This is a genomic window from Streptomyces sp. NBC_00075 (genome assembly GCF_045041225.1).
GTDB classification, from domain to species: domain Bacteria; phylum Actinomycetota; class Actinomycetes; order Streptomycetales; family Streptomycetaceae; genus Streptomyces; species Streptomyces adonidis.
The window spans coordinates 7,504,564-7,523,606 of sequence record NZ_CP108243.1; the positions used below are offsets into that span (position 1 = coordinate 7,504,564).

The window sequence follows — 19,043 nt, forward strand, 5'->3', positions numbered from 1 at the left end:
GTCAGTCACCTGCCTGGATGAGACCGCCCCGGCGCCGCATCAACAGCGCGGTGAACGCCATCGACAGGGCGAACAGCACCAGGGCGACGACACAGGCGGAGCCGTAGTCGAAGCGCTGGAAGCCGAGGTTGTAGACGAGTTGGGGGAGGGTGAGCGTGGAGTGCTCGGGGTAGCCGGGCTGGAACATGGTGCCCGCGCCCTGGATCACGCCCGAGGCGACCTTCCCGGCGACGAGTGGCTGTGTGTAGTACTGCATCGCCCCGATGACGCCGGTGACGACGGCGAACATGATGATCGGCGAGATGTTCGGCAGCGTCACGAAGCGGAACCGCTGCAACGGTGTCGCGCCGTCCAGCTCCGCCGCCTCGTACTGCTCCTTCGATACGTCGAGCAGCGCGGCCATGAAGATGACCATCAGGTCGCCGATGCCCCACAGGGCCAGCATCGTGAGCGCCGGCTTGGACCAGGTGGGGTCGTTGAACCAGCCCGGGGCCGGGATGCCGATCTTCTCCAGGATGGAGTTGACCGGTCCCGTACCGGGGTTGAGGAGGAAGGCGAACGCCATGGTCGCGGCGACCGGCGGGGCCAGGTAGGGCAGGTAGAAGAGGGTGCGGAAGACGCCCGTACCCGTCTTGATCTTCGTGATGAGCAGACCGATCCCGAGTCCGAACAGGACGCGCAGGGTCACCATGATCACGACCAGCCACAGGGTGTTGCGCAGGGCGGGCCAGAAGAAGGGGTAGGACTCGAAGACGTACGTCCAGTTCTTCGTCCCGACCCAGGTCGGCGGCTTGAAGCCGTCGTAGTGCATGAACGAGAAGTAGACCGTCGAGATCATCGGGTACGCGAAGAAGACCGAGAAACCGATCAGCCAGGGCGAGAGGAAGGCGAGGGTGCGCAGCCTCTCGCGCCGGTGCTTCGCCCGCAGGGTGTAGGTGGCGGCCATGGCTACTTCGCCTGCGCGATGTCCGTGTCGATCTGCGCCGCCGCTTTCTTCAGGCCCGCCTGAAGGTCGGTCACCTTGCCGGACTCGTAGTCGTAGCCGAGCTCCTGGATGGTGGTGAGGTAGACGCCGCCGTTGATCGAGGCCGGGGCGGTGGTCGAGTTGGGGTTGGCGGCGATGTCGAGGAAGGTCTTGAAGCGCGGGTCGTACTTCAGCTTCGGGGACTTCAGCGCCGCGAGCGTCGAGGGCACGTTGTGGATGGCGTTGGAGAAGCCGACCACCGCGTCCGTGTCCGTGGTGATGTACTTGACCAGTTCCCAGGCCGCGTTCTGCTTCTGGCTGGTCGCGGCGATACCGGCGATGGTGCCGGTGATGTAGCCCTTGCCGTACTGGTCGGCCTGGTCGTCGGGCACGGGCAGCGGCGCGACGCCGATCTCGAAGTCGGGCTTCGCGTCCAGCGCCATGCCGAGGCGCCACTCGCCGTCCAGCTGCATGGCCACCTGGCCGGTCTGGAAGGGGTGCTTGGGGCCCCACTCGTCACCGAGGCCGGCCCGGTACTTCTCCAGCTTCTTGAAGCCGCCGAGATCGTCGACCAGCTTCTTCTGAAGGGTCATGGCGTCGGAGACGGCCGGATCGGTGGCGACTGTCGACTTGCCGCTCTTGTCGAAGTACGTCGGCCCGAACTGGCCCATGTAGTGCTCGGTGGTCGTCTCCCAGCCGTGGTAGTTCGGCATGAAGCCGAGCTGGGAGTACGTGTCGCCCTTGGCGATCGTCAGCTTCTTGGCGTCGGCCTCGAACTCGGACCAGGTCTTGGGCGGGCTGGTGATCCCGGCCTTCTCGAAGGCGGTCTTGTTGTAGTAGAGGCCGTACGCGTCGCCGAGCAGCGGTACGGCGCAGCGGTTGCCGTCGTACTGCGTGTACTCGCTCATCGCCTTCGGGAAGGTGGCCGCCGGGTCGATGCCCGACTTCTCGAAGAGCGGGTTCAGGTCGACCAGCGCGCCCGAGGAGCAGAACTTGCCGACGCCGTTGGTGGTGAAGGACGAGATCACGTCGGGTGCCTTGCTGCCGCCCGCGCGCAGTGCCTGGTTGATCTTGTCGTCGGTCATGTTGCCGACGATGTTCACGTGGATGTTGGGGTGGGCCTTCTCGAAGCCGGCGACCAGCGCCTTCACGCCCGCGACCTCGGCCGGCGCGCTCCAGGCGTGCCAGAAGGTGATCGTCGTCTCCTTCGAGGCGTCGTCGGAGGCGCCGGTGGCGGACTGGCCCGTACAGGCCGTGGCGAGCAGGGCGGTGGAGGCGGAAACGGCGAGAGCGACGGCGACTTTTCTTGACATTCCGGGCATGGCGAGATCTCCCAGGGAAGGGCGTGGCAGGGCAGGGGACTTGAGGGTGAGGAAGGAGATGGAGAAGGAGGCGGAGAAGAAGGTGGAGAAGAAAGGGAAGCGAAGGGGGACTGCGGGACTCAGCGCGAGGTGTCGAAGACCTCGTCGCGGGTGGTCGCCAGGGCGCTTTCCAGCGCGCCCCGCAACACGGGGTGTTCGCGTACGTCGCCCACGACCAGCCGGGGCCGGGCCGCGGCCAGCTCCTCCAGTTCGGCCTGGACCAGACCGCGCAGGGGTTCGCCGCCCGCGGTGAGGGAGGCGCCGCTGAGGACGACGAGTTCGGGGTCGAGGACGGAGACGAGCGAGGCCAGACCGGTGGCCAGACCCGTCGCGTACGTTTCGAGGAGCCGCCGGTGGGGCCCCGCGTCGATGGCGGCGGCCTGGGCGACGAGGTCGGCTGCGACCTCGGCGTACGGGCCGTCGGGGACGGGGCTGATGCCCAGCTCGCGGGCGAGTCGGGGGATGATCTGGGAACCGGCCAGTTCCTGGTAGCCGCCGCTGCCGGTCCTGCTGACCTGCCGGACGAGGGGTGTGCCCGGCACGGGCAGGAAGCCGACCTCGCCGGCGCCGCCGGTCCAGCCGCGGTGCAGCCGGCCGCCGAGGACGAGCGCGGCACCGAGTCCGCCCTCGTTCCAGAGCAGTACGAAGTCGCCGTGGCCCCTGGCCGCACCGAGCCGCTGTTCGGCGATGGCGACGAGGTTCACGTCGTTCTCGTACTCCACCGGCATCGGCAGCGCGGCGGCGAGTTCGTCGAGGAGGGCCGGGGAGTGCCAGCCCGGGAGGTGGGAGGCGTAGCGCAGTCGGCCGGTGCCCGGGTCGAAGGCGCCCGGCGTCCCGATGACGAGCCGCCGGACGTCGTCCCGGGCCAGTCCCGCCGCCTTGACCGCGCCGTCCAGGGCCTCGGTGACCTGCTGGACGACGGGCCGGGCGGGGCGTTTGCCGGGGGTGGGCAGTTCGTACTCGCCGACGGTCCGGCCGGTGATGTCGGCGACGGCGGCGAGGACGCGTTCGGGGGTGACGTCGAGCCCGGCGGCGTACGCGGCGGTCGGGTTGACCTCGTACAGCTGGGCGCTGGGGCCCGGCCGGCCCTCGCTGGTGCCGGTGGCCAGGACAAGTCCGGCGGCCTCCAGGCGGGCGAGGAGCTGGGAGGCGGTCGGCTTCGACAGTCCGGTGAGGTTGCCGATGCGGGTGCGGGACAGGGGCCCGTGCTCCAGGAGGAGGTCCAGGGCGGCCCGGTCGTTCATGGCGCGCAGGACGCTCGGGGTGCCTGGCGTGCCTGCGGTTCCTGCCATGGGGGTCTGCACCTGCCTTTCCTGCGCCCAGTTTTTCATGGTCACCGTCGGTGGGTTCTCCACGGTGACTGTTAGGAAGGTTTCCTATCGGATGGCAGGAAGGTAGGACCGGACCAAGGCAGGCGTCAAGGGGGGAACCGGAAGGAAAACCGCGCGGAAACGGAGTCGTTACCTGCGCATACGAAGAGGCGGCGCCCCCGGATTCCGGGGGCGCCGCCTCTTCGCGTACTACTTCGACGCGGGCGGACTCACCAGGGGTGTGGCCGCCTGGGCCTGCGGGGAGCCGGTGTTGGAGTACGCCGAGGGGGCCGCCATGCCCGCTGTCGGGTCCGCGGGCGGCTCCTCCTCCGCCACCGGCGGCGTACCGCCGACGATGCGGATGCCCGCCGCGTCCAGGGCCCGCTTGACGCGCCAGCGCAGCTCCCGCTCCACCGTCAGGGACTTGCCCGGCATGGTCTTCGCCGAGAGGTGGATGACCATCGAGTCCAGGAGCACGCTGTCCAGGCCCAGGATCTCGATCGGGCCCCACAGCATCTCGTTCCAGGGCTCTTCCTTGCTCATCTGCTCGCCGACCTCGGCGAGCGTCGCCTTCAGCCGGTCCAGGTCCTCGTCCGCGCGCACGGTGACGTCGACGCCGGCCGTGGCCCAGCCCTGGGAGAGGTTGCCGATGCGCTTGACCTCGCCGTTGCGGACGTACCAGATCTCGCCCTGGTCGCCGCGCAGCTTGGTCACGCGCAGCCCGACCTCGATCACCTCACCGGACGCCACCCCCGCGTCGATCGTGTCGCCGACGCCGTACTGGTCCTCCAGGATCATGAACACCCCGGAGAGGAAGTCCGTCACCAGGTTGCGGGCGCCGAAACCGATCGCCACGCCCGCGACACCGGCGGAGGCCAGTAGCGGGGCGAGGTTGATCTCGAAGGTGCCGAGGATCATCAGGGCGGCCGTGCCCATGATCAGGAAGCTCGCCACCGACTTCAGCACCGAGCCGATCGCCTGCGAGCGCTGCCGACGCCGCTCCACGTTCACCAGCAGCCCGCCGAGCGCGGTGCCGTCGACCGCCTGAGCGGTGCGGTTCATCCGGTCTATGAGCTTGGTGATCGCCCGCCGCAGAGTCATCCTCAGCACCGCCGCGATCACCACGATCAGCAGGACTCTGAGCCCGATCGACAGCCAGGTCGACCAGTTCTGCTCGACCCAGCTCGCGGCGTTGGTCGCGCTCTCCTGGGCGTCCTGGAGTGACGGGACCAGTGCGGTCGGTGACTCCGAGGGAGTCGGCGACGGCGACGAACCGGCGGCCAGTGGGACGGCGGACAAGGACACGGCGGGTACCTCCAGAGCGGCCTGCCCCCGGTACGGATGGTTACGGCGCTCAGCTCGTCGGTCAGCTGGTGATTCAGGTCACGGAAAGGTCACCGGAAGGACAGAACCACCACACTAACGGGGCAACGTGTGCGGATCGGCGCGATGTTCGAGGGAGAGACCGTGCCCACCTGGGGATAGAAGAGGGTGTGGTCCCGGGGAAGTGCACAAGGTGTGGTCGAAAACACTCCCAGCCCGTTACCGGGACGTGGTGGCGCTGCCACCAGGCGAGAGGGGAGACTGACTTGCAGATCGTCCCGGCGCGAGCCACGCGCCGCCGACGCCCAAGGAGGCATCCGTGCCGCATGTCCTGGTACTCAACGCGTCGTACGAGCCACTCGGCGTCGTACCGCTCCGCCGCGCGCTCGTCCTCGTCCTGGAGAACAAGGCAGTCTCCTTGGAGGAATCGGGCGCCTTTATGCACAGCGCGACCGTAACTGTCCCCGCACCCAGCGTGGTCCGGCTGAAGAGGTTCGTCCGGGTTCCCTACCGGGGGCCCGTTCCACTGACCCGTAGGGCACTGTTCGCCCGTGACGGCGGCCGGTGCATGTACTGCGGCGCCGCCGCGACCAGCGTCGACCACGTCATCCCACGTTCCCGCGGCGGTCAGCACCGCTGGGACAACGTGGTGGCGTCGTGCCGCCGCTGCAACCACACCAAGGCGGACCGCCATCTCTTCGAGATCGGCTGGCGGCTGCGCCACAAACCCGCCCCGCCCACCGGTCTCGCCTGGCGCATCATCGGAACCGGGCATAGGGACCCGCGCTGGCTGCCATACCTACAGCCGTACGGCGCGGACGACGCGTTGGCCCGGATCGACGGCATCTCAGCCTGACGTCCGGGCTTTCGTATACCTGAATTCATCTGAATAGGGAGTACCCAGTACCCGCACGCCTGTACGGATTTTCCGTACGGTACGGATGCGATCCGGCCCCGGGAACCCCCGTTCCCCAGGGCCGGATCTCTCATGCCCGGCCGCTCACACGTACCGCAGCTCCGCCGGCCGCGCCGCACGGCGCAGCAGCGGCAGTGAGGTGGCCGCGGCGAGCAGGCACGACACGTACACCGCCGGTGGCACCAGCAGGGCCGTGAACGGCACCGAGCGGCTGCCGTCGTGGGCGATCGTCGCGTACCAGCCGCCGATCAGCAGGCCTCCGCTGCCCGCGAGCAGCAGCGCCGGTGCCAGCGGCAGGGCCGTCTCCAGGAGCAGCGCCCGGCCGAGCACCGCGCGCGGCACCCCGGCGGCGGCCTGCGCGGCCAGGCCCCGGCGCCGGGTCGCCACCGACTCGGCGGTGCCGACACCGAGCCCGCACAGCGTGATCACCAGGGCGACCAGCACGGCGGCGCCGGTCAGGTCGACGCCGGTGGTGTAGAACGACATGTCCACGGCCAGCATGTGCTCGCCGCGGTCGCGGAGCGAGGTCAGCAGCACCTCCCGGACACCGACGAACCCGGTGCCCACGATGGTCACCAGCAGCACCGCCGCATGGGTCCGGGCGGCGGCCCACGGGTCGTCGCGCAGCCGCTCCGCCGCGATCAGCGTCGCCGGATCGGCGGTCCGGGCGGCGAGGATCCGCCCTGTGTACCGGGCGGTGGCACCGGTCAGCCACAGGGCGCCCATCCCGGTCACGATCACCACGGAGAACACCAGCACCGGCGCGGTCTCGTACCCGCCGAACGTGTCCGGCGCCAGCAGCACCCCCACGAACAGCAGCCCCAGAACCGCCGTCGGGACCGGCATCCCCGGCCCCCGCCCCTCACGCGGAGGCACCCGCCGGACCCGCCCGAGCGGCGAGGCGACGACACGCCGCAGCGCGAGCACGCCGACGAGCGAGCCCAGTACGGGCACGCCCACGGCGACGAGCGCGACCCCGACCCAGAGCAGCACGGGCGGCTGCCGCCACTCACGCAGCAGGAACAGCACGCAGTACACGGTGGCGAGCGCCGAGCCGAGCAGACAGGCGAGCCCCGTCTCCAGCGCCGCGATCCGCCGCACCTGCGCCGCACCGGCCCCCGCCAGCCGCAGCGCGGCCAGCCGCCGGTCCCGGTGCACGGCCCCGACCCGCGCGCACTGCCCGAGAAACCCGAGCACGGGCACGAGCAGCAGCACGAGGGCGAGAACGATGCCGGAGCGCTCCCCGGGCCGGTCCAGCAGCCCGTTCCCGAACCCCACGCTGCGATACCCCCGCACCGAGGCGACGGCCACGGCGGCCAGCGCGAATCCGGTGGCGAGCGCCGCCCCGACCCCCGTGAGCAGGACCCGCCACCACTCCCGCCGATCGGAACCCCGGGTGAGCAGCCAGGCGAGCCGCAGATCGGCCCGCAGGGAGCCCCTCCGGGAAACCTTGCCGGACGTCATGAGGCCACCTCCGGGGAAACTGCGGGCGTGCCGCCCGGCTGGGTCTGGCGGTTGGGGCACTGGGTACGGGGGCGGCCGGGCCGCCGGGGCGGGCGGGAGCCGGTTCCGGGGGATCCGCTGCCGGTGCCGCCGGAAGCGCCGCTCGACGTCATGGGGTCACTTCCGGGTACGGCGGGCGTGCCGCCCGGCCGGGTTTGGCCGCTGGGGTGCGGTGCGCGGGCCGCGTGCGTGTTCCGCCGGCTGCCGTGCCGGGAGTGGGAGCGGTCGGGTCGCCGGGCCCGGCGCGATTCTGGTCCCGGGGATCCGCCGCCGGGAAGGCTGTTCGGTGTCACGAGGTCGCCTTCGTCGAGGTCGCGGGGGCGTCCGAGCCGCCGGGCCGGGCGGGATCCGGTCCCCGAGGACCCGCTGCTGGGACCGCCGGGACCGTCGGCGACAACGCTGCGTGGCGTCACGGCGTCACCTCCGCCGAGGTCTCGGCCCCGTCGGCCGCGACGACAGCCCCGTCGCTCAGTCGCAGCTCGCGGTCCGCGTACGCCGCCACCTGGGCGTCATGCGTGATCAGGAGGACCGCTGTGCCTGACTCGCGGGCCGTGTGGGTGAGTGCCGCCATCACCTGCTCGCCCGCGAGGGAGTCCAGCGCGCCCGTCGGCTCGTCGGCGAAGATCACCTTCGGGGCCGTGACCAGGGCGCGGGCCAGCGAGACGCGCTGGGCCTGGCCGCCGCTCAGCTCGCCCGGGCGCAGCGTCTCCTGGCCGAGCACCCCGAACCGCTCCAGCCACTCGCCCGCCTGTTCGTGCGCCGCCGCTCGCGAGGTCCCGGCGAGCAGCAGCGGCAGTGCCACGTTGTCTAGGACGGTCAGCTCCGGGATCAGCTGGCCGAACTGGAAGACGACCCCGAACTCCGTGCGCCGCAGCTCGCTCAGCCGCCGCTCGGGCATCGTGTCGAGCCGCTCCCCGGCGTACTCGACGGTCCCCGTGTCCGGCCGGACGATCCCCGCCAGACAGTGCAGCAGCGTCGACTTGCCGCTGCCGCTCGCCCCCGTGACGGCCAGGATCTCGCCCGCCCGCAGCGCGACCGAGGCGCCGCGCAGCGCGGGCGTCCTGCCGTGCGTCTTGGACAGGCGGTGGGCCGTGAGGAGGGGTGGTGGGGCCTGCTCCCCGGATATGTCCCCGTTGGTGGTGGTCATGCCTTGTCGACCTCCGCGGTCAGTGTGGTGAGCCGGGCCGCCGTGGTGGTCATCCAGCGGAGGTCGGCGTCGAGGTGGTTGAGGGCGTAGTCCGCCGAGAGCACGGTCGAGAGGTCCGAGCCGGGCGCGGTCTTGACCGCCGTCAGCTCCCGCATCCGCGCCATGTGGGCGGCCCGCTGGTCCAGCAGATACGCGGCCGGGTCCCCGCCGGCCAGGATCGCGACGACGACCTTGGCGAAGATCTCGTTGACGACGTGCGGCGCGGGTGCGCTGATCTGGCGTACCCAGTCGGCGCGTTCGCGTTCCCCCTCCGTCGTCGCCCGGTACTTCGTCCGCTCCGGGCCGCCGTCCGCGTCGGTGCCGTCGACCTCCGCGAGGCCGTCGCGCACCAGGCGCTGCAAGGTCGTGTAGACCTGCCCGTAGGCCAGCGGCCGGGCCTGCGGGAAGCGTTCGTCGTGCCGTCGCTTGAGGTCGTAGCCATGGCTCGGACCTCCGGCGAGCAGCCCCAGCAGGATGTGGCGGGTGCTCATGCCGGTCATTATGCACTCGCTACATGTACTGAGTGAATAGTGGAAGATGGGGGACTTCGTCGTGCGAGCGGCGGAAGAACCACGGAATGCGAGCTTCGGTGCCGTGGTTCGTCCGTTCATACACGTCTGTCGTCCCGCCCACTGGGTAGGCCTGCGAAGGAAACCCGCCAACAAGGAGGCCTCCGTGGCCGTACCGGCCTACATCTTCAGTGCCGAGAGCGCGTCCGCCGAGGCGCCGCTCACCAGTGAGCCGCCGCTGCCCGCCGCCGAGCCGCTCACCAGCGAGCCCCCGCTCGCCGACGAGGAGGCGATGACGAGCGAGCACGCCGACGCCGAGGCGGACCCCACGGGGCTGTACGAGGGTCCTGTCCCCGCGCTGTCGGACCTCGCGGGGCTGTAGATGACCGCTCAGGAGTCGGCCGAGAGCGGGGAGCGGCTTGCGCTCGCCCGTCTCGCCGAGCTGTACGGAGTCTCCACCTCCTTCCAGCCCTCCCCGGACCGGACCGTCGCCGCCTCCGACTCCGCGCTCGTCGCCGTGCTGGGCGCGCTCGGTGTCGATGCGGGCAGCGCGGAGGCCGTCCGGGCCGCTCTCGCCGCGCGGGAGCGGGAGCTGGCGGCGCGGCTGCTGCCGCCGACCGTGGTGTGCGGGGCCGACGGTACGGCCACCGCGCTGGCGGGGCTGCCCGAGCGCACGCGGCTGCGTGTTCGTACCGAGCAGGGCGAGGTCTGTGACTCCCTCGACCGGCTTCCGCCCGGTGTGCATCGGCTGGACGCCGTCGCGCCCGACGGACGTACCGCCCGCGCCCACCTCGTCGTCGCCCCGGCCCGGCTGCCCACGCCCACCGGGCGCTCGTACGGCATCCTCGTGCAGCTCTACTCCCTTCTCTCCCAGCGCTCCTGGGGCATGGGTGACCTCGGTGATCTGGGGGAGCTGAGTGCCTGGGCCGGGCGGGCGCTGGGCGCCGGATTCGTGCAGGTCAACCCGCTGCACGCGGCCGTTCCGGGCGCGCCGACCGACCCCTCCCCCTACCGTCCCTCCTCCCGGCGCTTCCCCGACCCCGTACATCTGCGGGTCGAGGCCATTCCCGAGTTCGCGTACCTCGAAGAGGCCGGTGGGCGGGTGCGCTCGCTGCTGGAGCGGGCCCGGCGGCTGCGGGAGTCGGTGCTGGACAAGGGCGCGCTGATCGACCGTGACGCCGTGTGGGAGCTCAAGCGCGAGGCGCTGGAGCTGGTGTGCGCCGTACCGCTCGGGCCCGGGCGGCAGGCCGAGTACGCCGACTTCCTCGCACGGGCCGGTGAGGCGCTGGAGGACCACGCCACCTGGTGCGCGCTGGCCGAGGCGCACGGCTCGGACTGGTCGCGCTGGCCGGCCGGTCTCCAGGACCCCCGCTCGGCCGAAACCGCCCGCGCCCGGCGCGAGTTGATGGACCGCGTCGACTTCCACTGCCACCTCGCCTGGCTCACCGACACCCAGCTCGCCGACGCCCAGCGGGCCGCACGCGACGCGGGCATGCCGGTCGGGATCGTGCACGACCTCGCCGTCGGGGTGCATCCCGAGGGTGCCGACGCCTGGGCGCAGCAGGAGTACTTCGCGGCCGGCATGTCGGTCGGCGCGCCCCCGGACGCGTTCAACGCGCGCGGCCAGGACTGGGGCCTGCCGCCCTGGAGACCCGACCGCCTGGCCGAGTCCGGCTACACCCCGTACCGACAGCTCCTGCGCGCCCTCTTCGGCTACGCGGGCGCCCTGCGCATCGACCACGTCATGGGCCTGTTCCGGCTCTGGTGGGTGCCCCAGGGGCAGGCGCCCACGGAGGGCGCGTACGTCCGTTACGACGCCGAGGCCATGCTCGCCGTCCTCGCGCTGGAGGCCTCGCGGGCCGGGGCGGTCGTGATCGGCGAGGACCTGGGGACCGTCGAGCCGGGCGTCCGGGAGACGCTGCACGAACGCGGGGTGCTCGGTACGTCCGTGCTGTGGTTCGAACGGGACTGGGACGGCGACGGGCGCCCCCTGGCCCCCGACCGCTGGCGCGCCGACTGTCTCGCCACCGTCACCACCCACGACCTGCCGCCCACCGCCGCCCGTCTCACCGGCGACCATGTCGAACTCCGCGACCGGCTGGGCCTGTTGACCAACCCGGTGGAGGAGGAGCGGGCCGCCGCTTCCGCCGACACGGGGGAGTGGCTGACTCTTCTCTCCCGTCTCGGTCTGCTGGAGGGGTGCAGCGGAGGTCACTCGGGCGCGGTGGAGGAGGCCGAGATCCAGGCCGTCCACCGCTTTCTGCTCCGCACCCCCGCCCGCATGATCGGCGTCTGGCTCCCGGACGGCGTCGGCGACCGCCGCCCGCAGAACCTGCCGGGTACGTGGGACCAGTACCCGAACTGGCGCCTGCCCATCTCCGACGCGGAGGGCCGGCCGGTGACGCTGGAGGAACTGGCGGGGTCGTCCCGGCTGCGGGCGCTGATGGAGGTGCTCAGAGAGGGCGGGTGACCGTGGCCGGCCCCTCATACGGCACCCCGGGCGCGCGGCCCCGCCGGGCGTTCGCTACTTTTGCACCGTGGACAACAAGAACGCCCTGCGCGCCGGTGCACTGGTCGCCGGTACGACGCTGATGATGCTGCTCATGACGTCTCCCGCGCTCGCGCTCACCCGCGACGACGGTGACGACCCCGGCCATGGCCTGAGCGTCATCGAGACGCTGGGCCTCTATGTCGTCGCCCCGATCGGCCTGTTCGTGGTCATCGCGGGTCTGGTGATGGTCCTGGACAAGTCCTCGGACCGCGCCCCGAAGGCCGCCAAGCCCGCCAAGGCGAAGGCCTGATCTCTCTCTTCGAGGGCGCCGTTCTCACCCCATGAACCCGATGGGGCGGGAACGGCGCCCTCGGCGTGTTCTCAGCCCTCCGTCGCCGTCAGCAGCTCCCGCAGCAGGTCGGCCAGTTGGGCGGCCTTCTCCGTGTCCAGGGCGGCGAGGGCCTCCGTCTGGGCGTCGACACCGACACCGACCGCTTCGTCGACGCGGCTCAGTCCCTCCTCCGTCAGGGTGACCTGGAGGCCGCGCCGGTCGTGGGGGTCGGGGGAGCGGCGTACCAGCCCGGCCCGTTCCAGCTTGTCGAGGCGGCCGGTCATCCCGCCGGTGGTGAGCATCAGCGTCGACGACAGCTGACGCGGCGAGAGCGTGTACGGCTCACCGGCCCGGCGCAGCGTCGCGAGCACGTCGAACTCGCCGCGCCCGATCCCGAACCGCGCGTACGCCTTCTCCGTCCGGTCGCCCATCGCGCGCGCGAGCCGGTAGATACGGCCGAAGACCTCCATCGCGGCGGTGTCCAGATCGGGCCGCACCACCGCCCACTGGTCGATGATCGCGTCGACGGGGTCCCTGCGCTGCTGCGGCGGCGGCTGTGCACTCATGCGCCGAGTATCGCCGAGGAACGGGCGTCAATGGTCACACGCAAGAAAGTTGCTCGCGGGAAAGTAGCTTGACTGCAAGTTGCTTAGCGCTAAGCTAATCAGCGCTGACCTACTTGAAGGACGCGCCCATGCCCGCGAACCGCTCCGCCCACCGCCCCGCCATCCTCCTCACCGCCCTCGCTCCCATCTCCTGGGGCACCACCTACGCCGTCACCACGGAGTTCCTCCCGCCCGACCGCCCCCTCTTCACCGGTCTGCTGCGCGCCCTGCCCGCCGGGCTCTTCCTGCTCGCGCTGACCCGGGTGCTGCCGCGCGGCGCCTGGTGGTGGAAGGCGGCGGTGCTGGGCGCGCTCAACATCGGCGCCTTCTTCCCGCTGCTGTTCCTGTCCGCGTACCGGCTGCCGGGCGGTATGGCGGCGGTCGTCGGGTCGGTCGGCCCGCTGTTCGTCGCCGGGCTCGCGACGGTGTTCCTGGGCGAGCGGCCGACCGTACGGACCCTGCTCACCGGTATCGCGGCGGCGCTCGGTGTCAGTCTGGTCGTGCTGAAGGCGGCCGGGGCGCTGGACACCGTGGGTGTGCTGGCCGCCCTCGCCTCCACCGCGTCGATGTCGACGGGCACCGTACTGACGAAGCGCTGGGGCCGCCCGGACGGTGTGGGCCCGCTCGCCCTCACCGGCTGGCAGCTGACCGCGGGCGGCCTGCTCATCGCGCCCCTCGCCCTGCTCGTCGAGGGCGCCCCGCCCGCGCTGGACGGCCGGGCGGTCGGCGGATACCTCTACCTCGCGCTGGCCAACACGGCGGTCGCGTACTGGCTCTGGTTCCGTGGTATCGGCCGGCTCACCGCGACCCAGGTCACCTTCCTCGGCCCGCTGTCCCCGCTGACCGCCGCGATCGTGGGCTGGGCGGCCCTCGGCCAGGCCCTGACACCGCTCCAACTGGCGGGCATGGGGCTGGCGTTCGGGGCGACGGTGGCGGGGCAGCTGAGGGTACGGGGGGCAGGGGCCGTCCCCGTGCTCGGGGGTGGGGCGCGGAAGGCCCGGGTTCCTGTCGTGCTGTCGCGTCGCTGATCGGGCGATCCGGGCTCGCTCAGGCGAGCAGGGCGGCGACCTCGTCGCGGATCGACGGCATGGCGGTGTACAGGGTGCCGGGGCAGTCGGTGGCCGCCCAGTGCCGGTGGCCGCCGATGACCGGCGCGGGCCGGCTGACCCCGCTGACGGGGTTGACGTAGACCACCTTGCCCAAGGGGGCGAGCGTGTGCCGGTCGGCGAGATCGGCCAGGAGCTGGACCAGGGCGGTACGGGCGGCCGACGAGGGGGGTGTGGTGGTGAAGGTGCCCAGCATGGCTATGCCGATGTTCCCCGAGTTGTAGCCCTGGACGTGCGCGCCGGTGACCATCCGGCCCGAGGCGTCGTGCGCGGGCGTTCCGTCGGTGCCGGACCAACGGCCCTCGTACACCAGGCCGTTCTTGTCGATCAGGAAGTTGTAGCCCATGTCGCCGTATTCGGCCGCGTCCGTACGGTAGATCGCACGGACCACGGCGGCCGGGTCCGGGTCGGTGCTGCCGTCGTCGGTGTGGTGGACGGTGAGCGTCTGGACCGGGTAGTACTCGGACGGCCACACCTCGGTGCCGCCGGCGAAGCGCAGGGTCTCGTCGGCACCCCAGTCCGCGCGGGACAGCAGCGTGTACGAGGCGGGCGCGGCCGAGGCGGGGCTGGGCAGCGCGCTGAGCGCGGCGCCGGCTCCGAGGGCGGTCAGGAACGCACGCCGGGGCAACGGGGAAACCGGGCGACTCGTCATGGGCTCTTCCTGTCGGGTATCAGGGGGGAGTTGGTCAGAGGGCCGAGATGGCGCAGGCGGCCTTCGGGGCGTAGAGCCGGGCCCAGGTGCTGGGGCCGACGATGCCGTCGGCACCGCCGACGGTCTCGTTGCAGGTCTGTACCCAGTGGACGCCCGCCAGCGTCCTCGCCCCGTAACTCCCGTCCTCTTCCAGCCAGTTGGGGTAACCACTGTAGAAGTTGATCAGACACTGGACCTGACTGACCGCGTTGCCCGTACTGCCCGGATTGACCGTGGGCCGGGCCGCGTCGTCGATGTAGTCGCAGTTGGTCTCGGCTGCCGCGGCGTTGGCCGCGGGCGCGCCGACGAGGAGCGCGGCCCCCACGGCCAGTACGGCGATACCGCAGGTGAGGGCGGAGCGGTGATGGCGCGTGCGCATGTTGTCTCCCCAAGGTGGGTGGCGGTCGGACGAAACACAGAGCGGCGCGCTCCGGGCGACCGGAGCGCGCCGCTGGACTCAGGGGTGCAGAATCGCGCCCCACAGGGGCGCGGGGAACTGCGCGACCAGCCCCCACCGGCCCGCAGAAAACGAGCCGCCCATCCCGCGGAGCGCCTAGCGCGAGTCGGCGAACGCCTTGAACGCCGTGCGGGTCCCCGAACCGGCGTCCCCGTCGATGGCCCCCGTGTAGCCGTAGTACGTCTTCAGACAGCGCTGGAACGCCTTCCAGCTGTTGGTGCCGAGCAGCCCGTCGATGCTGTCGTTGTATTCCCAGTACTCCGCCAGCCAGCCCTGGACCTTCTTGGCCTGCGCGGCGCTGAGGCCGAAGTTCTGCGTGGCGAGGATGGAGACGGACTGGGTGCTCGCCGGCGACTGTTGCGGCACTGACGAGTGACCTGGTCAAAACACTCTGTCGCATGAGTTTCCCCCTTTTCGGGCTGTTCGGTCGATGGTTCGCACGGAGCTGTTTTCGGACGATCCGTGAACCGCTTTCGACACGACCTTGTCAGCTCCGCCGAGGCATCGACATACTTTTGCGCCCGGGCGTAAAAGCCGTGGTCAGCGAGGGGAATTGAATGCTCCGGATCCACTTCACGGACGCCGATCTCACACGCGTCCGGGTGGCGGCCAGGCCGGATCCGCTCTGGGAAATCTTCTTCAGCCTGCTGCGCTTCCAGAACCGCAAGGACCTCTGGGCGTATGCCGGTTGGCATCGAAACACGCGTGAGGCACTGCACGACAAGGGCCTCGCGCCCGTGGTCCGCAATGTGCTGCTTCCCCTTTATCCGAGCGGCACCTATTTCCCGGATTTCCTCACGCCGGGTGAGGCGTCAGAAGGGCTTGAAGCGGGCCTTGACGCGATCCTCGACATCCCCCGGCCGCGCGTACTCAGCGAACTGGGGATTCTGGACAAGGTGAGCGGCGCTCCCGCGTGGGCCGGGCAATTGGCCGACATTCAGCCGCGCAAGGAATTCGTCCGAACGGTCCGGACCTATTACGACGTCGCCCTGCGCCCCCACGACGATCACATTCAGGCCCACATCGACGCCGACCGCTCCGTCCGCGCCCGGGCCCTGCTGGACGGCGGCATGGACGGGCTCCTGGCCGGGCTGGGCCCGTACATGCGCTGGCGGCGGCCCACGCTGGAGGTCGAGTACGCCGAGGACCGCGATCTGCACCTGGAGGGGCGCGGCCTGACGCTCGTCCCCTCGTACTTCTGCTGGGGCTCCCCGGTGTCGCTGGCCGACTCCGGTCTCCCGCCGGTCCTCGCCTACCCGCTGCGCCACGCCGCCTCGCGCACCGACGGGAATGGTGAGACCGGCGAGACCGGTGCCCAGAAACCCCGGGCCCCGCTCGCCGCGCTCCTGGGCGCGACCCGCGCCGTCATCCTCCAGGCGACGGCGGTCGGCGCGACGACCGGTGAACTCGCCCGCGCCGCAGGGGTGTCGGCGGCGTCAGCGACCCGCCACACCACCGTGCTGCGCGACGCCGGCCTCCTCGTCAGCCACCGCCACGGCCCGGCCGTCCTGCACACCCTGACACCCACGGGCGCGGCGTTGCTGCGCCCGGACCCGGCGTAGAACGGAGTTGGGGCGCCCCGGCATCCGGGGCGCCCCAACTCCGTACGACTACCTACCTACGTACCTACCTGCCTGCCGTCCGACTACTCGGCCGCCGCGTCCGCCGCCTGGGCCCTGAGCGCGCGCTCGATGCCGGAGCGGGACTCCGAGACGAGGCGGCGCAGGGCGGCGTTCGGCTCGGCGGAGGCCAGCCAGGCGTCCGTCTTCGCCAGGGTGTCCTGGGACACCTGGATCGCCGGGTAGAAGCCGATGGCGATCTGCTGGGCGATCTCGTGCGAGCGCGCGTCCCAGAGGTCCTTGACCACCGCGAAGTACTTGTCGGTGTACGGCTCCAGGAGTTCGCGCTGGTCGGTCTGGACGAAGCCCCCGATCACCGCCTCCTGGACGGCGTTCGGCAGCTTGTCGGACTCGATGACCGACGCCCACGCCTCCGCCTTGGCCTCCGGCGTCGGACGGGCCGCCCGGGCGGTGGCGGCGTGCCGCTCACCGGCGGCCGTCTTGTCCCGCTCGTACTCGCCGGCGATCTGGTCCTCGTCGAAGCGCCCGACGGCCGCCAGCCGCTGCACGAACGACCAGCGCAGCTCGGTGTCGACGGCCAGCCCCTCGACGGTCTGCGTGCCCTCCAGGAGGGCGTCCAGCAGGTCCAGCTGCTCCGGCGTACGGGCCGTGGCCGCGAACGCGCGCGCCCACGCCAGCTGGTGGTCGGAGCCCGCCTCGGCGGCCCGGAGGTGGGCCAGCGTGGCGTCCGTCCAACGGGTCAGCAGGGCCTCGCGGGCGGTCGGGTCGGCGTACAGGTCGATCGCCAGCTTCACCTGCCGCTGGAGCGACTGCACGACGCCGATGTCCGACTCCTTGCCGATGCCCGACAGGACGAGGGAGAGGTAGTCGCGGGTGGCGAGTTCGGCGTCGCGGGTCATGTCCCAGGCGGAGGCCCAGCACAGCGCGCGCGGGAGCGAGGCCTCGAAGTCGCCCAGGTGCTCGGTGACGAAGGCGAGGGACGCGTCGTCGAGGCGGACCTTGGAGTACGACAGGTCGTCGTCGTTGAGCAGGATCACGGCCGGCCGACGCCTGCCGACCAGCTGCGGTACGGCCGTCAGCTCGCCGTCGACGTCCAGCTCGATCCGCCCGTCCTCGTCGTCGCGGAGCAGCTTGCCGCTGGCCTCGTCGAGGTCGTACAGGCCGACGGCGATCCGGTGCGGCCGAAGGGTGGGCTCACCCTTGGCCCCGGCGGGCAGGGCGGGGGCTTCCTGCCGAATGGCGAACGAAGTGATGACCCCGTCCGAGTCGGTCTCGATCTCGGGACGGAGGATGTTGATGCCGGCCGTTTCCAGCCACGACTTCGACCAGGCCTTCAGATCGCGCCCGGAGGTCTCCTCCAGCGCGCCGAGCAGGTCGCTGAGCCGCGTGTTGCCGTACGCGTGCTGCTTGAAGTAGGCCTGCACGCCCGCGAAGAACGCGTCCATGCCGACGTACGCGACGAGCTGCTTCAGTACGGAGGCACCCTTGGCGTACGTGATGCCGTCGAAGTTGACGAGGACGTCGTCGAGGTCGCGGATCTCGGCCATGATCGGGTGGGTGGACGGCAGCTGGTCCTGGCGGTAGGCCCACGTCTTCATGGAGTTGGCGAACGTGGTCCAGGAGTGCGGCCAGCGCGAGCCGGGGGCGTATGCCTGGCAGGCGATGGAGGTGTAGGTGGCGAACGACTCGTTCAGCCACAGGTCGTTCCACCACTCCATGGTGACGAGGTCGCCGAACCACATGTGCGCCAGCTCGTGGAGGATGGTCTCGGCACGCACCTCGTACGCGGCGTCCGTGACCTTCGACCGGAACACGTACTGGTCGCGGATGGTGACGGCACCCGCGTTCTCCATGGCACCGGCGTTGAACTCCGGCACGAACAGCTGGTCGTACTTCTTGAACGGGTACGCGTAGTCGAACTTCTCCTGGAACCAGGAGAATCCCTGCCGGGTGACCTCGAAGATGGCGTCGGAGTCGAGGAACTCGGCGAGCGAGGGCCGGCAGTAGATGCCGAGCGGCACGGTCTGCCCGTCGGCTTCGTACACGCTGTGGACGCTGTGATACGGCCCGACGATGAGCGCGGTGATGTACGTCGAGATCCGGGGCGTCGGCTCGAAGCGCCAGACGTCGTCCTTGGGTTCGGGCGTCGGCGAGTTGGAGATGACGGTCCAGCCGGACGGCGCGGTCACCGTGAACTGGAAGGTCGCCTTGAGGTCGGGCTGCTCGAACGAGGCGAAGACGCGGCGCGCGTCCGGAACCTCGAACTGGGTGTAGAGATAGGCCTGCTGGTCGACCGGGTCGACGAACCGGTGCAGCCCCTCACCGGTGTTGGTGTAGGCGGCGTCGGCGACGACACGAAGGACGTTGCGCCCGGCGAGCAGTCCCGGCAGGGCGATCCGGGAGTCCTTGAAGACCTCGTCGGGGTCGAGGGCGTCCCCGTTGAGCGTGACCTCGTGGACGGCCGGGGCCACCAGGTCGATGAAGGACTCCGCGCCGGTCTCGGCGGAGTCGAAGCGCACCGTGGTCACGGACCTGTAGGTGCCGCCCTCCTGCGCGCCGGAGAGATCGAGTTCGACCTCGTACGAGTCAACGGTGAGCAGCTTCGCCCGCGCTTGCGCCTCTTCGCGGGTCAGGTTTGTGCCAGGCACGCGGTCATCTCCTCGTATGTGTGGGTTGCGCCATCCTTCCATGGGATCCGTGGCCGACGCGA

17 protein-coding genes and 1 pseudogene are annotated in these 19,043 nt (G+C 71.1%); 6 read left to right on the forward strand and 12 right to left on the reverse strand.

All coding sequences use genetic code 11. The features are described 5' to 3' along the window. Position 1: 1 nt before the first annotated feature. The 4 genes from OG787_RS32865 to OG787_RS32880 form a co-directional block, all read right to left on the reverse strand. Positions 2 to 946 (reverse strand): carbohydrate ABC transporter permease, encoded by a 945-nt coding sequence (locus OG787_RS32865; RefSeq protein WP_405537619.1) that lies wholly within the window; start codon positions 944 to 946, stop codon positions 2 to 4. Positions 947 to 948: 2 nt separating this feature from the next. After that, entirely contained in the window at positions 949 to 2,286 is a 1,338-nt protein-coding gene (locus OG787_RS32870) for an ABC transporter substrate-binding protein (RefSeq protein ID WP_405537620.1), read from the reverse strand. 119 nt (positions 2,287 to 2,405) lie between these two features. Continuing rightward, the gene (locus OG787_RS32875; RefSeq protein ID WP_405537621.1) at positions 2,406 to 3,617 is read right to left on the reverse strand and encodes an ROK family protein; all 1,212 of its coding nucleotides are present in this window, start codon (positions 3,615 to 3,617) and stop codon (positions 2,406 to 2,408) included. Between the two features lie 228 nt (positions 3,618 to 3,845). Beyond that, positions 3,846 to 4,940: a mechanosensitive ion channel family protein gene (locus OG787_RS32880; protein ID WP_369033281.1), complete on the reverse strand. Its 1,095-nt coding sequence runs from the start codon at positions 4,938 to 4,940 to the stop codon at positions 3,846 to 3,848. 337 nt (positions 4,941 to 5,277) lie between these two features. Here OG787_RS32880 and OG787_RS32885 point away from each other — a divergent pair, with 337 nt between their 5' ends. Beyond that, entirely contained in the window at positions 5,278 to 5,814 is a 537-nt protein-coding gene (locus OG787_RS32885) for an HNH endonuclease (protein WP_235479080.1), read from the forward strand. A gap of 144 nt (positions 5,815 to 5,958) precedes the next feature. Here the strand turns inward: OG787_RS32885 and OG787_RS32890 are convergent, their stop codons facing one another. The 3 genes from OG787_RS32890 to OG787_RS32900 all read right to left on the reverse strand — a co-directional run bounded on the left by OG787_RS32890 (position 5,959) and on the right by OG787_RS32900 (position 9,054). After that, positions 5,959 to 7,338, reverse strand: coding sequence for an ABC transporter permease (locus tag OG787_RS32890; protein ID WP_405537622.1), 1,380 nt, complete (start codon positions 7,336 to 7,338; stop codon positions 5,959 to 5,961). Positions 7,339 to 7,786: 448 nt separating this feature from the next. Beyond that, entirely contained in the window at positions 7,787 to 8,524 is a 738-nt protein-coding gene (locus OG787_RS32895; RefSeq protein ID WP_369033279.1) for an ABC transporter ATP-binding protein, read from the reverse strand. Next, a complete protein-coding gene (locus OG787_RS32900) occupies positions 8,521 to 9,054 on the reverse strand; it encodes a PadR family transcriptional regulator (RefSeq protein ID WP_369033278.1) in 534 nt (177 codons plus the stop codon). Before OG787_RS32900 ends, OG787_RS32895 begins: the two co-directional genes overlap by 4 nt. A 151-nt stretch (positions 9,055 to 9,205) precedes the next feature. Between OG787_RS32900 and OG787_RS32905 the strand changes: the two genes are divergently transcribed. The 3 genes from OG787_RS32905 (at position 9,206) to OG787_RS32915 (ending at position 11,873) form a co-directional block, all read left to right on the forward strand. Continuing rightward, the gene (locus tag OG787_RS32905; protein ID WP_405540660.1) at positions 9,206 to 9,454 is read left to right on the forward strand and encodes a hypothetical protein; all 249 of its coding nucleotides are present in this window, start codon (positions 9,206 to 9,208) and stop codon (positions 9,452 to 9,454) included. Continuing rightward, complete coding sequence (gene malQ, locus OG787_RS32910; RefSeq protein ID WP_405537623.1) at positions 9,455 to 11,542, forward strand: 4-alpha-glucanotransferase; 2,088 nt, start codon at positions 9,455 to 9,457, stop codon at positions 11,540 to 11,542. It abuts the gene before it with no gap. 67 nt (positions 11,543 to 11,609) lie between these two features. Continuing rightward, positions 11,610 to 11,873, forward strand: a complete 264-nt coding sequence (locus OG787_RS32915) for a hypothetical protein (RefSeq protein ID WP_369033275.1) — start codon at positions 11,610 to 11,612, stop codon at positions 11,871 to 11,873. A gap of 71 nt (positions 11,874 to 11,944) precedes the next feature. Here OG787_RS32915 and OG787_RS32920 read toward each other — a convergent pair whose 3' ends face one another. Next, positions 11,945 to 12,460 (reverse strand): MarR family winged helix-turn-helix transcriptional regulator, encoded by a 516-nt coding sequence (locus tag OG787_RS32920; RefSeq protein ID WP_405537625.1) that lies wholly within the window; start codon positions 12,458 to 12,460, stop codon positions 11,945 to 11,947. Positions 12,461 to 12,588: 128 nt separating this feature from the next. Here OG787_RS32920 and OG787_RS32925 point away from each other — a divergent pair, with 128 nt between their 5' ends. Continuing rightward, positions 12,589 to 13,527 (forward strand): EamA family transporter, encoded by a 939-nt coding sequence (locus OG787_RS32925; RefSeq protein ID WP_405537626.1) that lies wholly within the window; start codon positions 12,589 to 12,591, stop codon positions 13,525 to 13,527. A gap of 19 nt (positions 13,528 to 13,546) precedes the next feature. Here OG787_RS32925 and OG787_RS32930 read toward each other — a convergent pair whose 3' ends face one another. The 3 genes and pseudogenes from OG787_RS32930 to OG787_RS32940 all read right to left on the reverse strand — a co-directional run. Beyond that, the gene (locus OG787_RS32930; protein WP_369033272.1) at positions 13,547 to 14,257 is read right to left on the reverse strand and encodes a peptidoglycan recognition family protein; all 711 of its coding nucleotides are present in this window, start codon (positions 14,255 to 14,257) and stop codon (positions 13,547 to 13,549) included. 34 nt (positions 14,258 to 14,291) lie between these two features. Beyond that, positions 14,292 to 14,675, reverse strand: a complete 384-nt coding sequence (locus OG787_RS32935) for a peptidoglycan-binding protein (RefSeq protein WP_369033271.1) — start codon at positions 14,673 to 14,675, stop codon at positions 14,292 to 14,294. 174 nt (positions 14,676 to 14,849) lie between these two features. After that, a pseudogene (locus tag OG787_RS32940) lies at positions 14,850 to 15,110 on the reverse strand (peptidoglycan-binding protein); the annotation flags it as partial. Positions 15,111 to 15,310: 200 nt separating this feature from the next. Between OG787_RS32940 and OG787_RS32945 the strand changes: the two are divergent. Then, a complete protein-coding gene (locus tag OG787_RS32945; protein ID WP_405537628.1) occupies positions 15,311 to 16,315 on the forward strand; it encodes an ArsR/SmtB family transcription factor in 1,005 nt (334 codons plus the stop codon). Positions 16,316 to 16,398: 83 nt separating this feature from the next. On the opposite strand, the gene pepN is transcribed toward OG787_RS32945, so the two are convergent. Then, positions 16,399 to 18,981, reverse strand: a complete 2,583-nt coding sequence (pepN, locus tag OG787_RS32950) for an aminopeptidase N (RefSeq protein ID WP_405537630.1) — start codon at positions 18,979 to 18,981, stop codon at positions 16,399 to 16,401. Positions 18,982 to 19,043: the final 62 nt, after the last annotated feature.